This window comes from Amycolatopsis sp. NPDC051716, from assembly GCF_040681595.1.
Lineage (GTDB): Bacteria > Actinomycetota > Actinomycetes > Mycobacteriales > Pseudonocardiaceae > Amycolatopsis.
Genome location: NZ_JBFAZA010000013.1, coordinates 78,183 through 94,871 on the forward strand (window position 1 = coordinate 78,183; position 16,689 = coordinate 94,871).

A 16,689-nucleotide genomic window follows, 5' to 3' on the forward strand; every position below is an offset into this window, starting at 1 on the left:
CCATACCCGTGGACCAGTTCGCACTAGCGTGGACGGCATGACCAAGCGAATCGGGCTCGGGGGCGCTCCCGAGCTGTACCAGGCGATGGCGAACCTGCAGGCCGAGGTGAACAAGGCCGGCGCCAACGCGGGGCTCGACCCCAAGCTGCTGGAACTGGTGAAGACCCGCGCGTCGCAGATCAACGGCTGCGCGTACTGCCTCGACATGCACTCCCGCGACGCGCTCGAGCTGGGCGAGTCGCCGCGGCGGCTGTTCGTGCTCGACGGCTGGCGCGAGACCGACCTGTTCACCGAGCAGGAGCAGGCCGCCCTCGCCCTCACCGAGGCGATGACCAAGCTGTCCGCGACGCAGACCGTCCCCGACGACGTCTACGAGCGGGCGGTACAGGTGTTCACCGAGGAGCAGTACCAGGCCGTCGCCTGGGAGATCATCGCCATCAACAGCTGGAACCGGATGACCATCACCAGCCACACGCCGCTGCCGAAGCGGGACGCGTGACCGCCGCCGCGCTCAAGGCGCTGCACGTCCCCGGCAAGCCCTTGGTGCTGCCGAACGTCTGGGACGCCGACACGGCGAAGCTCGTCGAGGCCGCCGGATTCCCCGCCATCGCGACCAGTTCGGTCGCCGTGGCGGCCGCGCTGGGGTTCGCCGACGGCGAGCAGGCACCCGCGGCCGAGATGTTCGCCGCCGCCGCGCGGATCGCGAAGGCGGTCGGCGTCCCGGTCACCGTCGACGCCGAGTCGGGCTACGGCCTGTCCGGCGCCGAACTGGCGGGCCGGCTGCTCGACGCCGGGGCCGTCGGCTGCAACTTCGAGGACACCGACCACGCGACCGGCGACGTCCGGCCGGTCGGTGAGCAGGCGGCCCGGATCGCCGCCCTGCGCGAGGCGGCGGGCGACGGCCTGGTGATCAACGCCCGGGTCGACTCCTTCCGCGGCGTGGACCCGGAAGAAGCGCTCGAAGCGGGCGTCGCCCGGGCGAAGGCCTACCTCGAAGCGGGCGCCGACTGCGTGTACCCGATCCACCTGCGCACGCCGGAGCTGATCGCGGAGTTCGTGCGGGAGACCGGCGGTGCGGTCAACACGGCCGCCTGGCCGGGTGGCCCCGGCCTCGAAAACCTCGCCGAACTGGGGGTGGCGAGGATTTCGCTGGGCGGCGGGCTCTGGCAGTACGTGCGGAAGCAGTTCGAGGCGGCCGTGAAAGGCGTTGCGCAGGGCAAGCTGCCGTACTGAGCATGGCCGAAGGCCGCCGCGAGGGGATCGGGAACACCCTCGCGACGGCCTTCGGGGTCGGTGAAGCTAGTGGGACACGGCCTTCTCGGCGCCCGCCCCGGTGAGGGAACGGACCTCCATCTCGGCGTACTTCTTCTCGTCGTGCTCCTTGGACAGGACCGTGCCCAGCCAGCCGAGGATGAACGCGGCCGGGATCGAGACGATGCCCGGGTTGCTCAGCGGGAACCAGGCGAAGTCCACGGACTTGATCATCGACGTGCTCTTGCCCGACACCGCGGGCGAGAAGATGATCAGCACGATCGTGATGGCCAGGCCGCCGTAGATCGACCACAGCGCGCCCTGGGTGTTGAACCGCTTCCAGAACAGCGAGTAGAGGATCGTCGGCAGGTTCGCCGACGCCGCGACCGCGAAGGCCAGCGCCACCAGGAAGGCCACGTTCTGCCCGTTGGCCAGGATGCCGCCGCCGATGGCCACGATGCCGATCACGACCGCCGTGATCCGGGCAACCCGGACCTCCGAGCCGGGCGAGGGCTTGCCCCGCTTGACGACGTTCGCGTAGACGTCGTGGGCGAAGGATGCCGACGCCGTGATCGTCAGGCCGGCGACCACCGCGAGGATCGTCGCGAAGGCGATCGCGGAGATCAGGCCCAGCAGCACCGGCCCGCCCAGCTCCAGAGCCAGCAGCGGGGCCGCCGAGTTCACGCCGCCCGGTGCCTTCTTGATCGTGTCCGGCCCGACCAGCGCACCGGCGCCGTAGCCCAGGACCAGCGTGAACAGGTAGAACACGCCGATCAGGACGATCGCCCAGACCACCGAACGACGCGCGTCGCGCGCGGTCGGCACGGTGTAGAAGCGCATCAGGACGTGCGGCAGGCCGGCGGTGCCCAGCACCAGTGCGATGCCGAGGGAGAGGAAGTCCAGCTTGGACGTCCCGGTGGCGCCGTACTGCTTGCCCGGGCCGAGCAACGTCTGCCCGGCCTTGCCGGCCTTGTCGACCGCGGCCTGCAGCAGCTGGGAGAAGTTGAAGCCGTACTTGCCGAGCACCCAGAGCGTGATCACGAGCGCGCCGACGATGAGCAGCGCGGCCTTGATGATCTGCACCCAGGTGGTGCCCTTCATGCCGCCGATCAGCACGTAGGCGATCATGATCACGCCGACCACGGCGATCACCAGTGCCTGCGCGCCCTTGCCTTCGACGCCGAGCAGCAGCGCGACGAGACCGCCCGCGCCCGCCATCTGCGCCAGCAGGTAGAAGAACGACACGATCAGCGTCGACGTCGCGGCCGCGGCCCGGACCGGGCGCTGCTTCATCCGGAACGCGAGGACGTCGCCCATCGTGAACTTGCCGGTGTTGCGCAGCAGTTCCGCGACCAGCAGCAGCGCGACGAGCCACGCCACCAGGAAGCCGATGGAGTACAGGAACCCGTCGTAGCCGTTGATGGCGATCGCGCCGGCGATGCCGAGGAACGACGCCGCCGACAGGTAGTCACCCGAAATGGCGATGCCGTTCTGCGGGCCGGTGAACGCGCGGCCGGCGGCGTAGTAGTCCGACGCCGTCTTCGTGTTGCGGCTGGCCCGGAACACGATCACCAGGGTGATGAGCACGAAGGCGGCGAAGATGATGATGTTGAGGAGCGGGTTGCTGCCTTCCACACCCGCGGCGATGTTCGTCATGCCTGCTCCTTCGCAGAGTCGCCTTCGATGTCCTCACGGATCTTCTCGGCGACCGGGTCCAGCTTCCGGTTCGCGTACCGGACGTAGAGCCCGGTGATCACGAACGTCGAGACGAACTGCAGCAGGCCGAAGATCAGGCCGACGTTGATGTTGCCGAACACCTTCGTGCTCATGAAGTCGTGCGCGTAGTCCGCGAGGAGCACGTAGAGCAGGTACCAGAGGAGGAACACCGCCGTCATCGGGAAGACGAACCGGCGCAGGCGGCTGCGCAGCTCGCGGAACTCGGTGCTTTCGTGCGCTCGTTCCCAGATGGTCTCGGACGTGTCCGGGGGCCCGCCGGTGTTCGTCGTGCTCATCGCTGCTGCTCCCTGCGACGCTGCGGAAAGTGACGTGCGACACCGTAGGGACGTGTGAGTCTCGTGTGAAGATTCAGCGGTTCAACAGCCGGGCCAGACGACGAACGGTTGACGAACGGTCGCGGGGTCCCGTCGAACGGGGTTCGTCCAGGTGCAGGCGCAGCATGGCCGCCGTCGACCAGCCGGGGGGTCTGCCCCGCAGCGAGACCAGCGCCATTGCGCCGAACGCCAACGGTACCGACCAGGGTGCCGGTTGCTGGACCAGAATCGCCACCCAGCCGTGCAACGGCGGCCCGGCGAGGGCGAACAGGATCGAGCCGGACGACGCCACCAGCCCGGTCAGCACGCCGGCGATCCCGCCGGTCGCGGTCAGCCGCGGCCACCAGATGCCGAGCACCAGCAGCGGGCAGAAGGTCGACGCGGCCACCGTGAAGCCCCAGGTGACCAGGACGCCGGCGTCGAGCTCGGCCGAGCGCAGCGCCAGCAGCACCATCACCCCGGCGACGCCGAACACGGCGATCCGCAGCCGCCGCAGCCCGCCGGGGACGAGGTCGTGCGCAAGCGCGCCGGACATCACCAGCAGCAGGCCGAGTGACGTCGCCAGGAACGCGGCGAACGCGCCCGCGGTCAGCAGCGCCGTGAACAGCCCGCCCGTCCAGCCACTGTCCACTTGGGACGGCAGGGCGACGACCACGGTGTCGGTCGCGCCCGAGAGGTACAGCCCGGGGACGAGCACCCGGCCGAGCACGCCGTAAACGCCGGGGAAGAGGTAGAAGACGCCGAGCAGCGCGACGGTGATCGCGGCGGTGCGGCGCGCGGCGCGGCCGTCCGGGCTGGTGTGGAAGCGCATCAGGACGTGGGGGAGGCCCATCGTGCCCAGCATGGTCGCGATGAGCACGGCCCAGGTGCCCAGCAGCGGGTAGCCCTGGTCGCCGAGGTCGAGCAGCGGGCGCCGCCAGTCGGGCCCGCCCAGCTCGGCGCCGCCGCGGACCGCCGGGACGGCCGCGCCGGTGCCGAACACGACCTCGTCCTGGCTGTGCGCGGTGAACTCGCCCGGTGGCAGGATTTCCACGACGCCGTTGCGGCGGACCGGGGTCGGTTCGCGGATCTCCATGGTGACGTCGACTTCGAAGCGCACCGGCGTCTCGCGGGCGAAGTGGGTGAACTCGACGGGGTTGAGCGCGTCGGTCCGGTTGACCGCGCCGGCCTGCAGCACCAGCCAGATCGCCGGGATGAGGAACAGCACCAGCTTCAGGACGAACTGGAACGCCTGCACGTACGTCGCCGCGCGCATGCCGCCCAGTGCCAGGGTGACGCTGACCGCGGCGCCGGCCAGCACCACGCCGACCCAGTACGGCGTGCCGCCGACCGCGGCGAGCACCAGGCCGGCGGTGCGGAACTGCGGGACGACGTAGATCGTGCCGATCACCAGGACGACCACGGCGGCCAGGCGGCGCAGCGCGGGGGAGTTGAGCCGGGCTTCGGCGAAGTCGGGGACGGTCAGCGCGCCCGAGCGCCGCATCGGGGCGGCGACGAGCACGAGCATCGCGATGTAGCCGGCGGTGAAGCCGACCGGGTACCAGAGTGCGCCGATGCCGTCCTTGACGACGAGCCCGGCGATGCCGAGGAAGGAGGCCGCGCTCAGGTACTCGCCCGAAACGGCGGCCGAGTTCACCAGCGGCGAGATCCGGCGGGACGCGACGAGGAAGTCCGACGTCGTGCGCATGGCGGCGACCCCGCGGACGCCGATCAGCAGCGTCACGAGCACGACCGGTGCGACGGCGAGCGCGACGCCCACTACCGCTCCCTGCCGCGCTCAAGCGCCCCAATGTGGCCTTCGGTGCGTTGGACGCACCGAAGGCCACATTGGGTGCGTTGGGTCACTGGTCGTCCTCGAGGCGCTCGGCGCGGCGCAGCTGCCAGCGGGCCAGCAGCGCCATCGCCGGGTAGGGGAAGACCGCGAGCAGCAGCCAGGACAGCGGAATGCCCAGCAGCCGCACGGTGTCCAGGGCCGGGAAGATCGCGAAGACGCCGGGGAGGCCGAGCAGCAGCGCGAACATGAGGACCAGCGCGGGGATGCCGCGACGGCGCTGGGCGGTGTAGAGGGTGGTGGCGCGCTGGGTGTCGCCCGCGGGCAGGCGGGGCTGGCGCCAGCGGCCGCGCGACCGGCGGCGCGCGTGGGCGAGGCGGGTCTGCGGGCTGGTGACGGCGACCCGGCGGATCTTGCTCATCGCGGGCCCGGCCGGAGGTGGTCGCTCATCGCGAATCCGAGCCGAGCTGGCCGCGCTGCGCCGCTTCCAGCAGCCGGTCGCGCAGGTCCCGCGCGTGACGGCGGCTGACCGGGACGTCGCCGGCCTCCGTGTGGGCCAGCAACCCGCCCGCCGAGTCGCTGCGCAGCTCCAGCACCGCCCCCACCGCCACCAGGAAACCCCGGTGGACCCGACTGAACCCCGTTCCCTCCCAGTACTCCTCCAGCCGCGAGATCGGCATCCGCACCAGGTGGACCCCGCCGCGGGTGTGCAGGCGGACGTAGTCGCCGTGGGCCTCGACGAACAGGACGTCGTCCCGGCGGACGTAGCGCGTCCGCCCGCCCGACTCGACCGGGAGCGCCGCCATCGCGTCCGGGGTCGGCCGGGACGCCGGGGTCGCCATCCGCAGCACCTTCGCCAGCGCCGCGGACAGCCGTTCGGTGCGGACCGGCTTGAGCAGGTAGTCGACCGCGCCGATGCCGTACGCGGCGACCGCGTGCCCGTCGTGCGCGGTGACGAACACGATCACCGGTGGCTCGCTCAGCTTCGCCAGCAGCGACGCCAGCTCCAAGCCGTCGAGGCCCGGCATCGAGATGTCGAGGAACACCGCGTCGAAGCGATCCGCCTGAAGCAGCCTCAACGCCTTCAGCGCGTCACCCGCTCCGACGACTTCGCCGACTTCGGGCGCTTCGCCCAGCATGCGGCAGAGTTCGTCCAGCGCGGGCGGCAGGTCGTCGACGGCCAGCACCCGGAGCCCGCTCACGGCAGCACCCCCGGCTGGAACCGCGGCACCCGCACGATCACCCGGGTGCCCGCGCCGACCTCGGTTTCGACGGTGAGGCCGTACCAGGCGCCGTAGACGTCCCGCAGCCGTCTGTCCACATTGGCCAGTCCGAGCCCCGCCGGGTCGTCCTCGCCGATGCGGCCGGCCAGCAGGTCCGCGGCCCGTTTCGGGTCCATGCCGACCCCGTCGTCCTCGACGAAGATCACGCAGTCGTTCCCTTCCGCCTGGCCGTGCACCTGGACCTGCCCGGTGCCCGACCGCGGCTCGATGCCGTGCCGGATCGCGTTCTCCACCAGCGGCTCCAGCACGAGGTACGGCACGGCCACGGCGAGGATCTCCGGCGCGACCCGCACCTGGACGCGCAGCCGTTCGCCGAGCACCGCCTTCTGCAGCGCCAGGTACGTCTCGATCGCGCGGAACTCCTCGGCGACGACGGTGTACTCGCCGTGGCGAGCCAGGCTGTAGCGCGTGTAGTCGGCGAAGTCGAGCATGAGGTCGCGGGCGCGGTCGGGGTCCGAACGCACCAGCGACGCGATCACGGTCAGGGCGTTGTAGACGAAGTGCGGGGACATCTCCGCCCGCAGCGCCCGCAGTTCGGCCTGCGCCGCCTGTTCCGCCGAGGCCTCGAGCCGCCCGCGTTCCAATGCCTGCACGACGAGGTCGGCGGCCTGGGCCGCGACCGCGTCCCGGACGTCCCCGACGACCAGCAGCGCCCCGGCCAGCTCGTCGCGGACGTGCAGCGGCAGCACCAGGACCTCCGGCGCCGAGCCGGGTTCTTCGCTGTGGAGGACGCCGTCGAGCACCGTCGCGACGACCGCGTCCGGCCCGGGCCGTCCCGACCACATCAGGGAACCGGACAGGTCGGCGAGGCCGAGCCCCGGGAAGCCGAAGAGCCGGCGCAGGCGGTGCGCGGCGCGGCGGGCGGGCATCCCGGTCAGGCCGTCGCGCAGGTCGTCGGTGACGCGGCGGGCGGCGGCGAGCACCGGCAGCGGGTCGGCGCGGGACGCCGGGCGCAGGTGCACGGTCGGGCCTCCCCTCGGCGGCGGTGTCCAGGGCAAAGATCCTACGGCTACGCGGGCCCGTCGCGGTCGGCCAGCACCTGGGCGTGGCGGCGGAAGCGGCGCCAGGTCCGGTAGTGGTCGATCGCCGTGACGTTGCCCAGCAGGCTCGAGTTCGCCGGGTACGGCCGGTCCGGCAGCGAAATCCACCCGGTCGTGCGCGTTTCCTTGACCGCCACCGGCACCGGCCGGAACGTCGTCGGGTCGAGATCGTCGCTGTGCCGGACGACCTCGTCGAAGAACCAGGCCGAGGTGATCAGCGCCAGCACGCCGCGGGACGCCTTGAGCGCCTCCTTCAGCGGCTTGGCTTCCAGCAGCCGGAACGTCTGGTTGATCGCCGGCGCGGTGACGCCGTGGTCGTCGTAGGCGATCTCGCCCGCGTGCAGCGCCATCCGGAGCCGGATCCGGGCGCCGGGGTCGTGCGTGCGGTTGTGCCGGTGCAGCGCGACGGCGAGCGCGGCGGGCAGGAACTCGACGAAGGGCCCCTTCGGGATCTCCGGTGGGACGAGGACGAAGACGCCGTCGCCGCAGTCCTCGCGCCGGCAGGCCGCCCACGGGACGCCGGCGTCGTCGAACGCCCGGCAGAGCGCGCGGTACAGCCCGTCGCGCAGCGCCAGCCGGTGTGGCGTGGTCCGGCGCTGGTCGCCGTAGCCCTCGACGTCCACGGCGAAGATCGTCCGGTGCAAAGCCGGCCGCTCGTACTTCATCGCACCCTCCCTGCGATCATGCATCCGGTAGTGCAGATGCATGTGCAGATGAGTGTGACGCGGAACACCGCTCCGGGGAAACGGGCCATGCGGTGAACGGTTTGCCTGCCGCGGTGACCGGCAGGCCATGTTCCCCGCGGTGAAAACGCTGTTCAGGGCCCTGCGAGTGGGGTTGCACAGCACCCGCAGGACCCTGACGGACAGCGGATCAGCAGCTCTGCTTGTAGAAGTACTGCGAGTTGGCGTCCATGTCGTCCTTGGTGATCGAGTGCAGCTGCGCGGTGAGGTTCCGCGTCGCCGGCTTGCCCTCGACGGCCGCGACCGCCTGCTGGACGCCCTGGCTGCCGATCGAGGCCGGGTCCTGGGCGATCAGAGCCTGGTACTGGCCGTTCTTGAGGCCTTCGACCTCGGACGGGCTCGCGTCGAAGCCGATCAGGTTGACCGCGCCGACCTTGCCCGCGTTGCGCAGGCCGGTCGCCGCGCCCTCGCCGGTGTTCAGGTTGGTCGCGAAGACGCCGATGAGGTCCGGGGTCGAGGAGAGCGCCGCCGTCACCTTGGCCGCGGCCTGCTCCGGCTCGTTCTGGGTGAACTGGACGCCGATCGACTTCAGGTTCGGCGTGTTCTTGAGTTCGTCCTCGAAGCCCTTGGCGCGCGCGGCGGTCGTGGACGTGCCCGCGATCGTGTCGAGCACCAGGACCGAGCCGCTCTTGCCGGCCGCGAGCTTCGCCATCGTCTGGGCGGCGAGCTTGCCGCCCGCGGAGTTGTCGGAGGACACGGACGACACGGCGACGCCGGTGTCCTTCAGCGCGGTGTCGACCTCGACGATCTTCGTGCCGCGCGCCTTGACCTGCTGGATCGGGGCCAGCATCGCGGTGTCGTCGGTCGGGGCGATCAGCAGCGCCGCCGGCGGGTTCGCGCCGAGCGCGTTGACCAGCTGGGTCTGGAGGGGCGCGTCGAACTTCTGCGGCGCCTGGGTGGTCAGCTCGTAGCCGAGCTTCTCCGCCTCGGCCTGCGCGCCGCACTGCAGCGAGATGTAGAACGGCTCGGCCTGCACGCCCGGGATCAGCGCCAGCTTCTTGCCGCCGACCGGCTTGGCGGAGTCACCGGACCCGCTCTGCCCGACCGTGCCGGATCCGCACGCGGTGAGCAGGGCGGCGGCGGAGACCACGGCACCCATGGCGGTGAGAGTCTTGGTCAGTTTCATAAGCACCTCGTTGTACTTTGGGGGACTGTACTTGGGGACTCAGCGGGAGTTGCGGCGACGACGGCGGCGCTGGTCGAACCAGACCGCGGCGACCAGGACCCAGCTGACGATGAACATCTGCCAGAAGTCCTGGACGTGGATGATGTTGAAGCCCTTGCGCAGCACCGCGGGGATGAAGACCCCGATCACCGTGCCGAGGATCGTGCCGACGCCGCCGAACAGGCTCGTCCCGCCCATCACGACCGCGGCGATGGCGTTGAGGTTGTCGGTGGTGTGCCCGGAGATGGTGGTCGAGTTGTAGTAGGCCAGCGAAAGGAACCCGGCGATCCCGGCGAGGAAGCCGGTCAGCGTGTACACCTTCAGCAGGTGGGCGGTGACGCCGATACCCGCGCGCCGCGCGCCCTCGGCGTTGGAACCGACCGCGAACGTGTACCGCCCGAACTTCGTCGTCCGCAGCAGCCACGCGCCGATCACGGTGATCACGATGGCCACGATCACGAGGTTGGGCACGATGCCGAAGGACGTGCCGTAGCCCAGGGTCTTGGTGAGCTCCGCCGGCACGGTCCGCAGGTCCGAGCCGCCGTTCAGCAGGTACGCGGTGGCGAGCGCGGCCCCCATCGTGCCGAGCGTGACGATCAGCGCCGGGATCTTGGCCACCGCGACGAGGACGCCGTTGAGCACGCCCCAGACCGTGCCGGTGACCACGGCGACGACCAGCCCGACGAGGATCACGCCCCAGCCGGCCTTCGACGCGTCGCCGCCGGACAGCGCCTCCATCACCTTGCCCGCGACCATGCCCGCGAGGATCAGCACCGACCCGACCGAGAGGTCGATGCCCGAGGTGATGATCACGAACGTCATGCCGACCGACAGGATCAGCAGGACCGAGGACTCGATGAACAGCGTCTGGAAGGTGAACAGCGTCGGGAAGCTGTCCGGCGCGAGCACGCTGAACAGGATGACCAGCACCAGCAGGACGAGCCCGATCCAGAACGTGTTGGCCTCGATCAGGCGCTTGCCCAGCGGCCGCTTGCCGAAGCCCGCTTCGGGTGACTCTTGGATTTCCTTCGGGGGAGTGGACACGCTCACGCCGCCTCCTCCTGCACGAGTGCGCCGGTCATCGCGGCGACGAGGTCTTCGAGCTTCGTGTCCGAGCCGGTGAACCGGGCGACGCGCTTGCCGAGCCGCAGCACCTCGACGCGGTCGGCCACCGACAGCACCTCGGGCATGTTGTGGCTGATCAGCACGACGGCGATGCCCTTGTCGCGCACCTTCTTGATGACGTCGAGGACGCGCTCGCGCTGCACGACCCCCAGCGCGGCCGTCGGCTCGTCCATGAACACGACCTTCGACGCCCACACGACCGAACGCGCCACGGCCACGCTCTGCCGTTGCCCGCCGGACAGCGAACCGATCGGGACGTCGGTGCTCTGCAGCGTCACGCCGAGGCGCTGGAACTCCTCGATCGCCTGGCGCCGCATTTCGTTCTTGTCCAGCATCCCGAGCTTGCCGAGGATGCCCTTGCGGTGGATCTCGCGGCCCAGGAAGAGATTGGCCGCCGGATCGAGCTCGGGTGCGACCGCGAGGTCCTGGTAGACGGTCTCGATGCCCAGCCGCCGCGCCGTGGTCGGCGAGTCGAAGCGGACCTCCTCGCCGTCGAGGACGATCTTCCCCGACGTCGGCTGTTCCGCGCCGGAGAGGCACTTGACCAGCGTCGACTTGCCGGCGCCGTTGTCGCCGATCAGGGCGGTCACCTCGCCCGCGCGGGCCTGGAACGACGCGCCGCGCAGGGCTTCGACGGACCCGTAGTGCTTGGTGAGGTCGATCGCGTCCAGCAGGATTTCGCTCATCCGTGCCTCTCCTCCGGCGCCGGCGGCCGGCAGCGGATCACCGTCGCCGTGCCGGACAGCTCGGTCTGGCCGGCGTCGAACGGGACGACGTAGGTGTCGCCCTTGGCCAGGGCGTGCTCGCCGCCGTGCTCGGTCCGCAGGGTGCCTTCGCCGTCGAGGACGACGAGGACCGCGAACGACGGGTCGAGTGACAACGTTGTCAGCTCGTCGGTGCGCAGCTGTTCCGCTCGGAAGAACCGTTCCGAGCCGCCGGCCAGCAGGTCCACGCTGGACGAGCGGTCGCCCGCGGTGCGCTTGATGATCGTGTCCAGCCGTTCGGCGTCCCAGCCCGAGGTGTCCAGCGCCTCGATGGCGGTGTCGAAGCCGAGGCCCAGGTGGCCCTTTTCCGGCGAAGCGAGGAAGTCGCGCCACTCGATGGTGAGCGAGAAGTCCGTCGGCTGCTGCAGTTCGACGACGAACACGCCCTCGCCGATCGCGTGCGGCAGCCCGGCCGGGATGTAGACCGTGTCGCCGGCGGACACCGGGATGCTGTTCAGTGCGCCCAGCATCGAAGGCACGTCCTGCTCGCGCGTCCACTCGGCCACCGTCGCCTTCGGCAGCGTCTCCTTGAAGCCCGGGTAGACGCGCGGGTCGTCGCCGTAGGTGCCGACGACGATCCACGCCTCGGTCTTGCCGAAGTGGGAATCGAAGTGGCGCTTCGCGAAGGTGTCGTCCGGGTGGAAGTGCACGGGCAGCCGCTGGCCCGCGTCGAGCAGCTTGACCAGCAAGCCGGTCGACGTCCCGAGGGCCTCGACGTGCTTCGCGCCGAGCCAGCCGTTGGCGTTCGCCACGACGGCGTCGCGCAGCCAGGCACCGTCCGGGAGCCGGGTGAGGCCGTTGGTCTCCTGGCCGAACATCGTGGTCGCCGAGGCGACCCAGTCCTCCGGGCCGAACTTCTTGTCCGGCGACGCGCCGCGCAGGCCTGCGATGGCGTCGCCGCCGCGGTAGAACTGCGGCGGCTGGTTGGCGGGGAGCCGGATCGGTTCGAGGGTCACGGGGCGACCTCACCGGAACCACGGGCGACGAGATGCACGGGCAGGACTACCTTTCTCGGCGGGGACTGATCTCCCTGTACTCGGGCGAAAAGCAGTTCGGCCGCGGCGTGGCCCAGCGCGCTGACGTCGTGCGCGACCACGGTGACCGGCGGGTTCAGCAGGTCCGCCAGCTCGAAGTCGTCGAACCCGACCATCGCCGGGCGGTGCTCGGCGTGCGCGAGGGCGCGCAGGAGGTGCACGGCGATCCGGTTGTTGCCCGCGATCACCGCCGTGGCCGCGTCCGGGCCGTCGAGCAGCCGCTTGACGGCGTTGCCGACGGCGTCCGGCGTCGGGGTCCCCATCGACACCAGCGACTCGTCGTAGGAGATCCCGTTGCGCACGCAGCCCTCGCGGAACCCGCGCAGGCGCTCGGCCGCGGTGAAGATGTCCGGGCTGTCGCCGAGGAACGCGATCCGCCGGTGCCCGTGCTGCGCCAGGTGGGTGACGGCTTCGATGGTGCCGCCGAGGTTGTCCACCAGCACGGTGTCGGCCACGATGTCGCCGGCCGGCCGGTCGATGAACACCACCGGCGTGCCCGCCCGCATCTCCGGCACCAGGTAGCCGTGCTGCAGGCCGGCCGGGACGACGAGGATGCCGTCCACCCGCCGCGCGCAGAACTCGAGGACGAGCTCGCGCTCGCGGTCGGAGTTCTCCTCGGACGAGCCGGTGAGCACCTGGCGCCCGAACGACGTCGCGATGCGCTCGACCGCGCGGTTCAGCTCGGAGTAGAAGGGGTTGCCGACGTCCTCGACGATCAGCCCGATGGTGCCGGTCGTCGACCCGCGGCGCAGGTTCCGCGCACCCAGGTTGCGCCGGAACCCCAGCTGCTCGATGGCCGCCATGACCCGCTCGGCGGTGTCGGGGTGCACCGCCGGTTCGTCGTTGACCACGCGCGAGACGGTCTTGATGCTCACGCCCGCCAGCCGGGCCACGTCGCTCATCGTGGCTCGCCTGCTCGCGGTGCGCGTGCTGCCGTCCCGGTCCCGGCCGAGAGGAGACAACGTTGTCATAGTGACGGGGATTGAACGCCACGCCCCCGGTGCTTGTCAACGCCTGTCGCGTGGATTGTGCCGATTCGGCTACCGACGGCGTAGGACAGACGGCTGATGACGCTGTCCGGAAGCGGACAGGTCTTGACGTGTCCCTTGACTGTCTCGTGAGCCACTGCCCAAGGTGGCCGGGTTCGACCGACTGCGCGACAAGGTTGTCATCACACCGTTTCTGGTCGCGCTGACGAGGTGGAGAGGCGATGGCCATGGCGCGAGCGCGCTTAAGAGCCGGTTTGACCTTCCTGACGCTGGCGGTGACCGCGGCGGTGGCTCCCGCTGTGCCCGCCGCGGCGGCGGCCGGCACGGATTACGCGAAGTGGGTCAACCCCTTCGTGGGCACCCGGCCCGGTGGGGCCGACCACGGCACCGGGGGCGGTGCCGGCAACACGTTCCCGGGCGCGGTCGCACCGTTCGGGATGGTCCAGTGGAGCCCGGACACGGTGAAATCCCAGCCCGGCGGCTACTTCTACGACGACAACGCCCTGACCGGGTTCAGCCTCACGCACCTTTCCGGGGCGGGCTGTTCGACCTATCAGGACATCCCGTTCATCCCGTATGTCGGTGAAGTGACGACTTCCCCGGCGACCGACCCGGCCCACTACACGTCGAAGTTCTCGCACGCCAACGAACACGCGACCCCGGGCGCCTACGACGTCACCCTCGACAGCGGCGCGAAGGTCGAACTGGCCGCGACCCAGCGCACCGGCTCCGCGCGCGTGACCTACCCGGCCGGCGCGTCCTCGACGCTGCTGGTCAACACGTCCGGCTCGGTCAACGGCACCGACGACGCGTCCATCACCATCGGCAAGGACACCATCAGCGGCTGGGCCACGAGCGGCCGCTTCTGCGGTGCGCGCAACAGCTACCGCGTCTACTTCTCGGCCAAGTTCGACACGCCGTTCGCGTCGATCGGCACCTGGAAGAACGGCGCCGTGACGCCGAACAAGGCCGCCGAAACCGGCGGCGCCAAGGCGAAGGTCGCGCAACCCAACGGCGTCGACGCCTCGATCGCGCGCCCGGCCAAGGCCAAGACGCAGGACACGACCGTGTCCGGTCCGGGCAGCGGCGGGTACGTCACCTTCGCCAACCTCACCGGCGCGCAGGTGAACGTCCAGGTCGGACTGTCCTTCGTGTCCGTCGACGGCGCGAAGGCCAACCTCAAGGCGGAGAACACCAAGAAGTCGTTCGACACGGTGGCCGCGAGCGCGCGCAAGGCGTGGAACGACCAGCTCGGCAAGATCGCCGTCAGCGGTGGCTCCGACGCCGACCTGACGACGTTCTACACCTCGCTGTACCACTCGCTGATCCAGCCGAACGTCTTCTCCGATGTGGACGGTCAGTACCCCGGCTTCGACGGGCGGATCCACCAGGCCGACAAGGGCCACGCGATGTACACCAACTTCTCCGGCTGGGACATCTACCGCTCGGAGGCCCCGCTCCTGGCGACGATCGACCCGAAGGAGACCTCGGACATCGTCCGGTCGATGATGGCCTACGCCGAGCAGGGCGGCTCGTGGGACCGCTGGACGGTCGCCAACGACTACACCGGCGTCATGAACGGCGACCCGTACCACATCATCGTCTCGAGCGCGTATGCGTTCGGCGCACGGGACTTCGACGCCCAGAAGGCGTTGCTGCTCATGATCAAGGGCGCGACGCAGCCGACCCAGGGCTACACCGAGCGGCCGGGCCTGGACGACTACCAGAAGCTCGGTTACGTGCCGGGCGCCGGCGCGGACACCCTGGAGTACACCAGCGCCGACTTCTCCATCGCCCAGTTCGCGAAGCGGCTCGGCGACAGCGCGACCTACACGACGTTCATGAAGCGCGCGCAGAACTGGCAGAACCTCTACAACCCGGGCACCGGCCACCTGCAGCCGCGCAACGCGGACGGCTCGTTCGCCGGCACCTACGACCCCGCCAGCTCGCAGGGCTGGGTCGAGGGCAACGGCGCGCAGTACGAGTGGATGGTGCCCTACGACCTGGGCGGCGTCGTGACGGCGTTCGGCGGGAACACCGCGACCCAGTCCCGGCTGGACACCTTCTTCACCCAGCTGAACGCGGGCACGCAGGAGCCCTACGCCTTCATGGGCAACGAGCCGAACTCCAACGCGCCATACGTCTACTCGTACGCGGGCGCCCCGGCCAAGACCCAGGCGATCGTGCACCGCTCGATGGACGAGCTGTACAACCCGCGTCCCGAAGGCCTGATCGGCAACGACGACCTCGGCCAGATGTCGGCCTGGTACGTCTGGTCGGCGCTCGGCATCTACCCGGAGATCCCGGGCCGCGCCGAGACGCTGCTCGTCACGCCGCGCTTCGAGCACGCCGTGCTCACCACCGGCTCGGGCAAGAAGGTCACCATCAACGCGCCGGGCACCGGCGACTACGTGGGCAGCCTGAAGGTCAACGGCGGTGCCGCCGCGAAGGCGTGGCTGCCGGAGGCGCTGATCTCCGGTGGCGGCACGCTCGACTACACCCGCTCCGCCACGGCGACCACGTGGGGCAGCGCGGCGGCCGACGCCCCGCCGTCGTTCCGCGAGCAGGAGAAGCCGAGCCTGTCCTTCGTGGACCCGGCGCGCGCGGTGACGCCCGCGGGGTCGACGTCGAAGGCGTCCGTGGGGGTCCAGGACCTCTCCGGCACCGCCCGGACCTGGACCTACAGCGCGGGCAGCGTCGACGGGATCACGCTGACCCCGGCGACGGGCAGCATCGCGGTGCCCGCCGCGGGCAAGGCGAGCGCGGAGCTGACGGTTTCCGTTCCGGCGGGGCTGGCCGACGGCGCCCGCCGCATCCCGGTGACGTTCTCCGCGCCCGGCGTGGCTTCCTCGCAGGCCGTCCTGACGGTGCTGGTGGCCCAGCCGAACAGCTGGCTGGCCACGGTGAACAACGCCGGCATCTCGCCGGACGCGAACTCCGGCGCGGCCAACTTCGACGGCGGCGGCTGGAGCTACTCGGCCGACGCCCTTGCCGCGGCCGGGGCAACGCCGGGCAGCACCGTGACCAGTGACGGCATCAAGTTCACCTGGCCGTCGTTCCCGGCGGGCGACCCGGACAACGTCGTCGCCGGCGGCCAGACGGTCAACGTCACGGGCTCCGGGCGGCTCGCGCTGCTCGGCTCGGCGTCGAACGGCAACGCGTCGGGCACGCTGACGATCACCTACACCGACGGCAGCACCTCCACCGCGACCATCGGGTTCTCCGACTGGACCCTCGGCGGCGGCGGCGCCCAGCCGGCGTTCGGCAACCGCATCGTGCTGTCGACGCCGTACCGCAACGCTTCGGGCAGCGACCCGCAGCAGATTCGCACGATGGTGTTCGGCACCAACCCGATCACCCTGGCCGCGGGCAAGACGGTAGCGAGCGTGACGCTGCCGGACAACGTCAGCGGCGGCGCGCTCCACGTGTTCGCCATCGGCATCGGCGCGTGACGATCCATCCGTGAAAGGCCG

Annotated in this window: 15 protein-coding genes; 3 read left to right on the forward strand and 12 right to left on the reverse strand. The window is 70.7% G+C overall.

Annotated features, from left to right (window positions below; translation table 11 throughout):
• The first annotated feature begins 37 nt into the window (after window positions 1-37).
• Both AB0M30_RS19590 and AB0M30_RS19595 read left to right on the forward strand, forming a co-directional pair.
• A complete protein-coding gene (locus AB0M30_RS19590) occupies window positions 38-499 on the forward strand; it encodes a carboxymuconolactone decarboxylase family protein (RefSeq protein WP_364585425.1) in 462 nt (153 codons plus the stop codon).
• Window positions 496-1,233 carry an isocitrate lyase/phosphoenolpyruvate mutase family protein gene (locus tag AB0M30_RS19595; protein ID WP_364585426.1) on the forward strand — a complete coding sequence of 246 codons (738 nt, stop codon included), beginning with the start codon at window positions 496-498 and terminating at the stop codon, window positions 1,231-1,233. The genes AB0M30_RS19590 and AB0M30_RS19595 overlap by 4 nt, the downstream gene beginning before the upstream one ends.
• 66 nt (window positions 1,234-1,299) lie before the next feature.
• Here AB0M30_RS19595 and AB0M30_RS19600 read toward each other — a convergent pair whose 3' ends face one another.
• From AB0M30_RS19600 to AB0M30_RS19655, 12 genes are all read right to left on the reverse strand, one after another.
• Window positions 1,300-2,907 (reverse strand): cation acetate symporter, encoded by a 1,608-nt coding sequence (locus AB0M30_RS19600; RefSeq protein ID WP_364585428.1) that lies wholly within the window; start codon window positions 2,905-2,907, stop codon window positions 1,300-1,302.
• On the reverse strand, window positions 2,904-3,263 hold the full coding sequence (locus tag AB0M30_RS19605) for a DUF485 domain-containing protein (RefSeq protein ID WP_364585430.1): 360 nt from the start codon (window positions 3,261-3,263) through the stop codon (window positions 2,904-2,906). The genes AB0M30_RS19600 and AB0M30_RS19605 overlap by 4 nt, the downstream gene beginning before the upstream one ends.
• Window positions 3,264-3,336: 73 nt before the next feature.
• Window positions 3,337-5,061 (reverse strand): cation acetate symporter, encoded by a 1,725-nt coding sequence (locus tag AB0M30_RS19610; RefSeq protein WP_364585431.1) that lies wholly within the window; start codon window positions 5,059-5,061, stop codon window positions 3,337-3,339.
• Between the two features lie 82 nt (window positions 5,062-5,143).
• Window positions 5,144-5,494, reverse strand: coding sequence for a hypothetical protein (locus AB0M30_RS19615; RefSeq protein WP_364585433.1), 351 nt, complete (start codon window positions 5,492-5,494; stop codon window positions 5,144-5,146).
• Between the two features lie 25 nt (window positions 5,495-5,519).
• On the reverse strand, window positions 5,520-6,275 hold the full coding sequence (locus AB0M30_RS19620; RefSeq protein ID WP_364585434.1) for a LytTR family DNA-binding domain-containing protein: 756 nt from the start codon (window positions 6,273-6,275) through the stop codon (window positions 5,520-5,522).
• A complete protein-coding gene (locus AB0M30_RS19625) occupies window positions 6,272-7,318 on the reverse strand; it encodes a histidine kinase (protein WP_364585436.1) in 1,047 nt (348 codons plus the stop codon). Before AB0M30_RS19625 ends, AB0M30_RS19620 begins: the two co-directional genes overlap by 4 nt.
• Window positions 7,319-7,365: 47 nt before the next feature.
• Window positions 7,366-8,061 carry a hypothetical protein gene (locus AB0M30_RS19630; RefSeq protein ID WP_364585438.1) on the reverse strand — a complete coding sequence of 232 codons (696 nt, stop codon included), beginning with the start codon at window positions 8,059-8,061 and terminating at the stop codon, window positions 7,366-7,368.
• A gap of 208 nt (window positions 8,062-8,269) precedes the next feature.
• Window positions 8,270-9,265, reverse strand: coding sequence for an ABC transporter substrate-binding protein (locus tag AB0M30_RS19635; protein WP_364585440.1), 996 nt, complete (start codon window positions 9,263-9,265; stop codon window positions 8,270-8,272).
• 39 nt (window positions 9,266-9,304) lie between these two features.
• Window positions 9,305-10,354 carry an ABC transporter permease gene (locus AB0M30_RS19640; protein ID WP_364585442.1) on the reverse strand — a complete coding sequence of 350 codons (1,050 nt, stop codon included), beginning with the start codon at window positions 10,352-10,354 and terminating at the stop codon, window positions 9,305-9,307.
• Window positions 10,351-11,115 (reverse strand): ATP-binding cassette domain-containing protein, encoded by a 765-nt coding sequence (locus AB0M30_RS19645; protein ID WP_364585444.1) that lies wholly within the window; start codon window positions 11,113-11,115, stop codon window positions 10,351-10,353. Before AB0M30_RS19645 ends, AB0M30_RS19640 begins: the two co-directional genes overlap by 4 nt.
• Entirely contained in the window at window positions 11,112-12,149 is a 1,038-nt protein-coding gene (locus tag AB0M30_RS19650) for a mannose-6-phosphate isomerase (RefSeq protein ID WP_364585445.1), read from the reverse strand. Before AB0M30_RS19650 ends, AB0M30_RS19645 begins: the two co-directional genes overlap by 4 nt.
• Window positions 12,146-13,129: a LacI family DNA-binding transcriptional regulator gene (locus AB0M30_RS19655; RefSeq protein WP_285988917.1), complete on the reverse strand. Its 984-nt coding sequence runs from the start codon at window positions 13,127-13,129 to the stop codon at window positions 12,146-12,148. Before AB0M30_RS19655 ends, AB0M30_RS19650 begins: the two co-directional genes overlap by 4 nt.
• 314 nt (window positions 13,130-13,443) lie before the next feature.
• Here AB0M30_RS19655 and AB0M30_RS19660 point away from each other — a divergent pair, with 314 nt between their 5' ends.
• Window positions 13,444-16,668 carry a GH92 family glycosyl hydrolase gene (locus AB0M30_RS19660; protein ID WP_364585671.1) on the forward strand — a complete coding sequence of 1,075 codons (3,225 nt, stop codon included), beginning with the start codon at window positions 13,444-13,446 and terminating at the stop codon, window positions 16,666-16,668.
• The last annotated feature ends 21 nt before the right edge of the window (window positions 16,669-16,689 follow it).

Coding starts and splice junctions, on each gene's coding strand:
- AB0M30_RS19615 (WP_364585433.1), bottom strand. CDS start 5,494: ATGAGCAAGATCCGCCGGGTCGCCGTCACCAGCCCGCAGACCCGCCTC.
- AB0M30_RS19660 (WP_364585671.1), top strand. CDS start 13,444: ATGGCGCGAGCGCGCTTAAGAGCCGGTTTGACCTTCCTGACGCTGGCG.
- AB0M30_RS19630 (WP_364585438.1), bottom strand. CDS start 8,061: ATGAAGTACGAGCGGCCGGCTTTGCACCGGACGATCTTCGCCGTGGAC.
- AB0M30_RS19590 (WP_364585425.1), top strand. CDS start 38: ATGACCAAGCGAATCGGGCTCGGGGGCGCTCCCGAGCTGTACCAGGCG.
- AB0M30_RS19645 (WP_364585444.1), bottom strand. CDS start 11,115: ATGAGCGAAATCCTGCTGGACGCGATCGACCTCACCAAGCACTACGGG.
- AB0M30_RS19655 (WP_285988917.1), bottom strand. CDS start 13,129: ATGAGCGACGTGGCCCGGCTGGCGGGCGTGAGCATCAAGACCGTCTCG.
- AB0M30_RS19600 (WP_364585428.1), bottom strand. CDS start 2,907: ATGACGAACATCGCCGCGGGTGTGGAAGGCAGCAACCCGCTCCTCAAC.
- AB0M30_RS19605 (WP_364585430.1), bottom strand. CDS start 3,263: ATGAGCACGACGAACACCGGCGGGCCCCCGGACACGTCCGAGACCATC.
- AB0M30_RS19635 (WP_364585440.1), bottom strand. CDS start 9,265: ATGAAACTGACCAAGACTCTCACCGCCATGGGTGCCGTGGTCTCCGCC.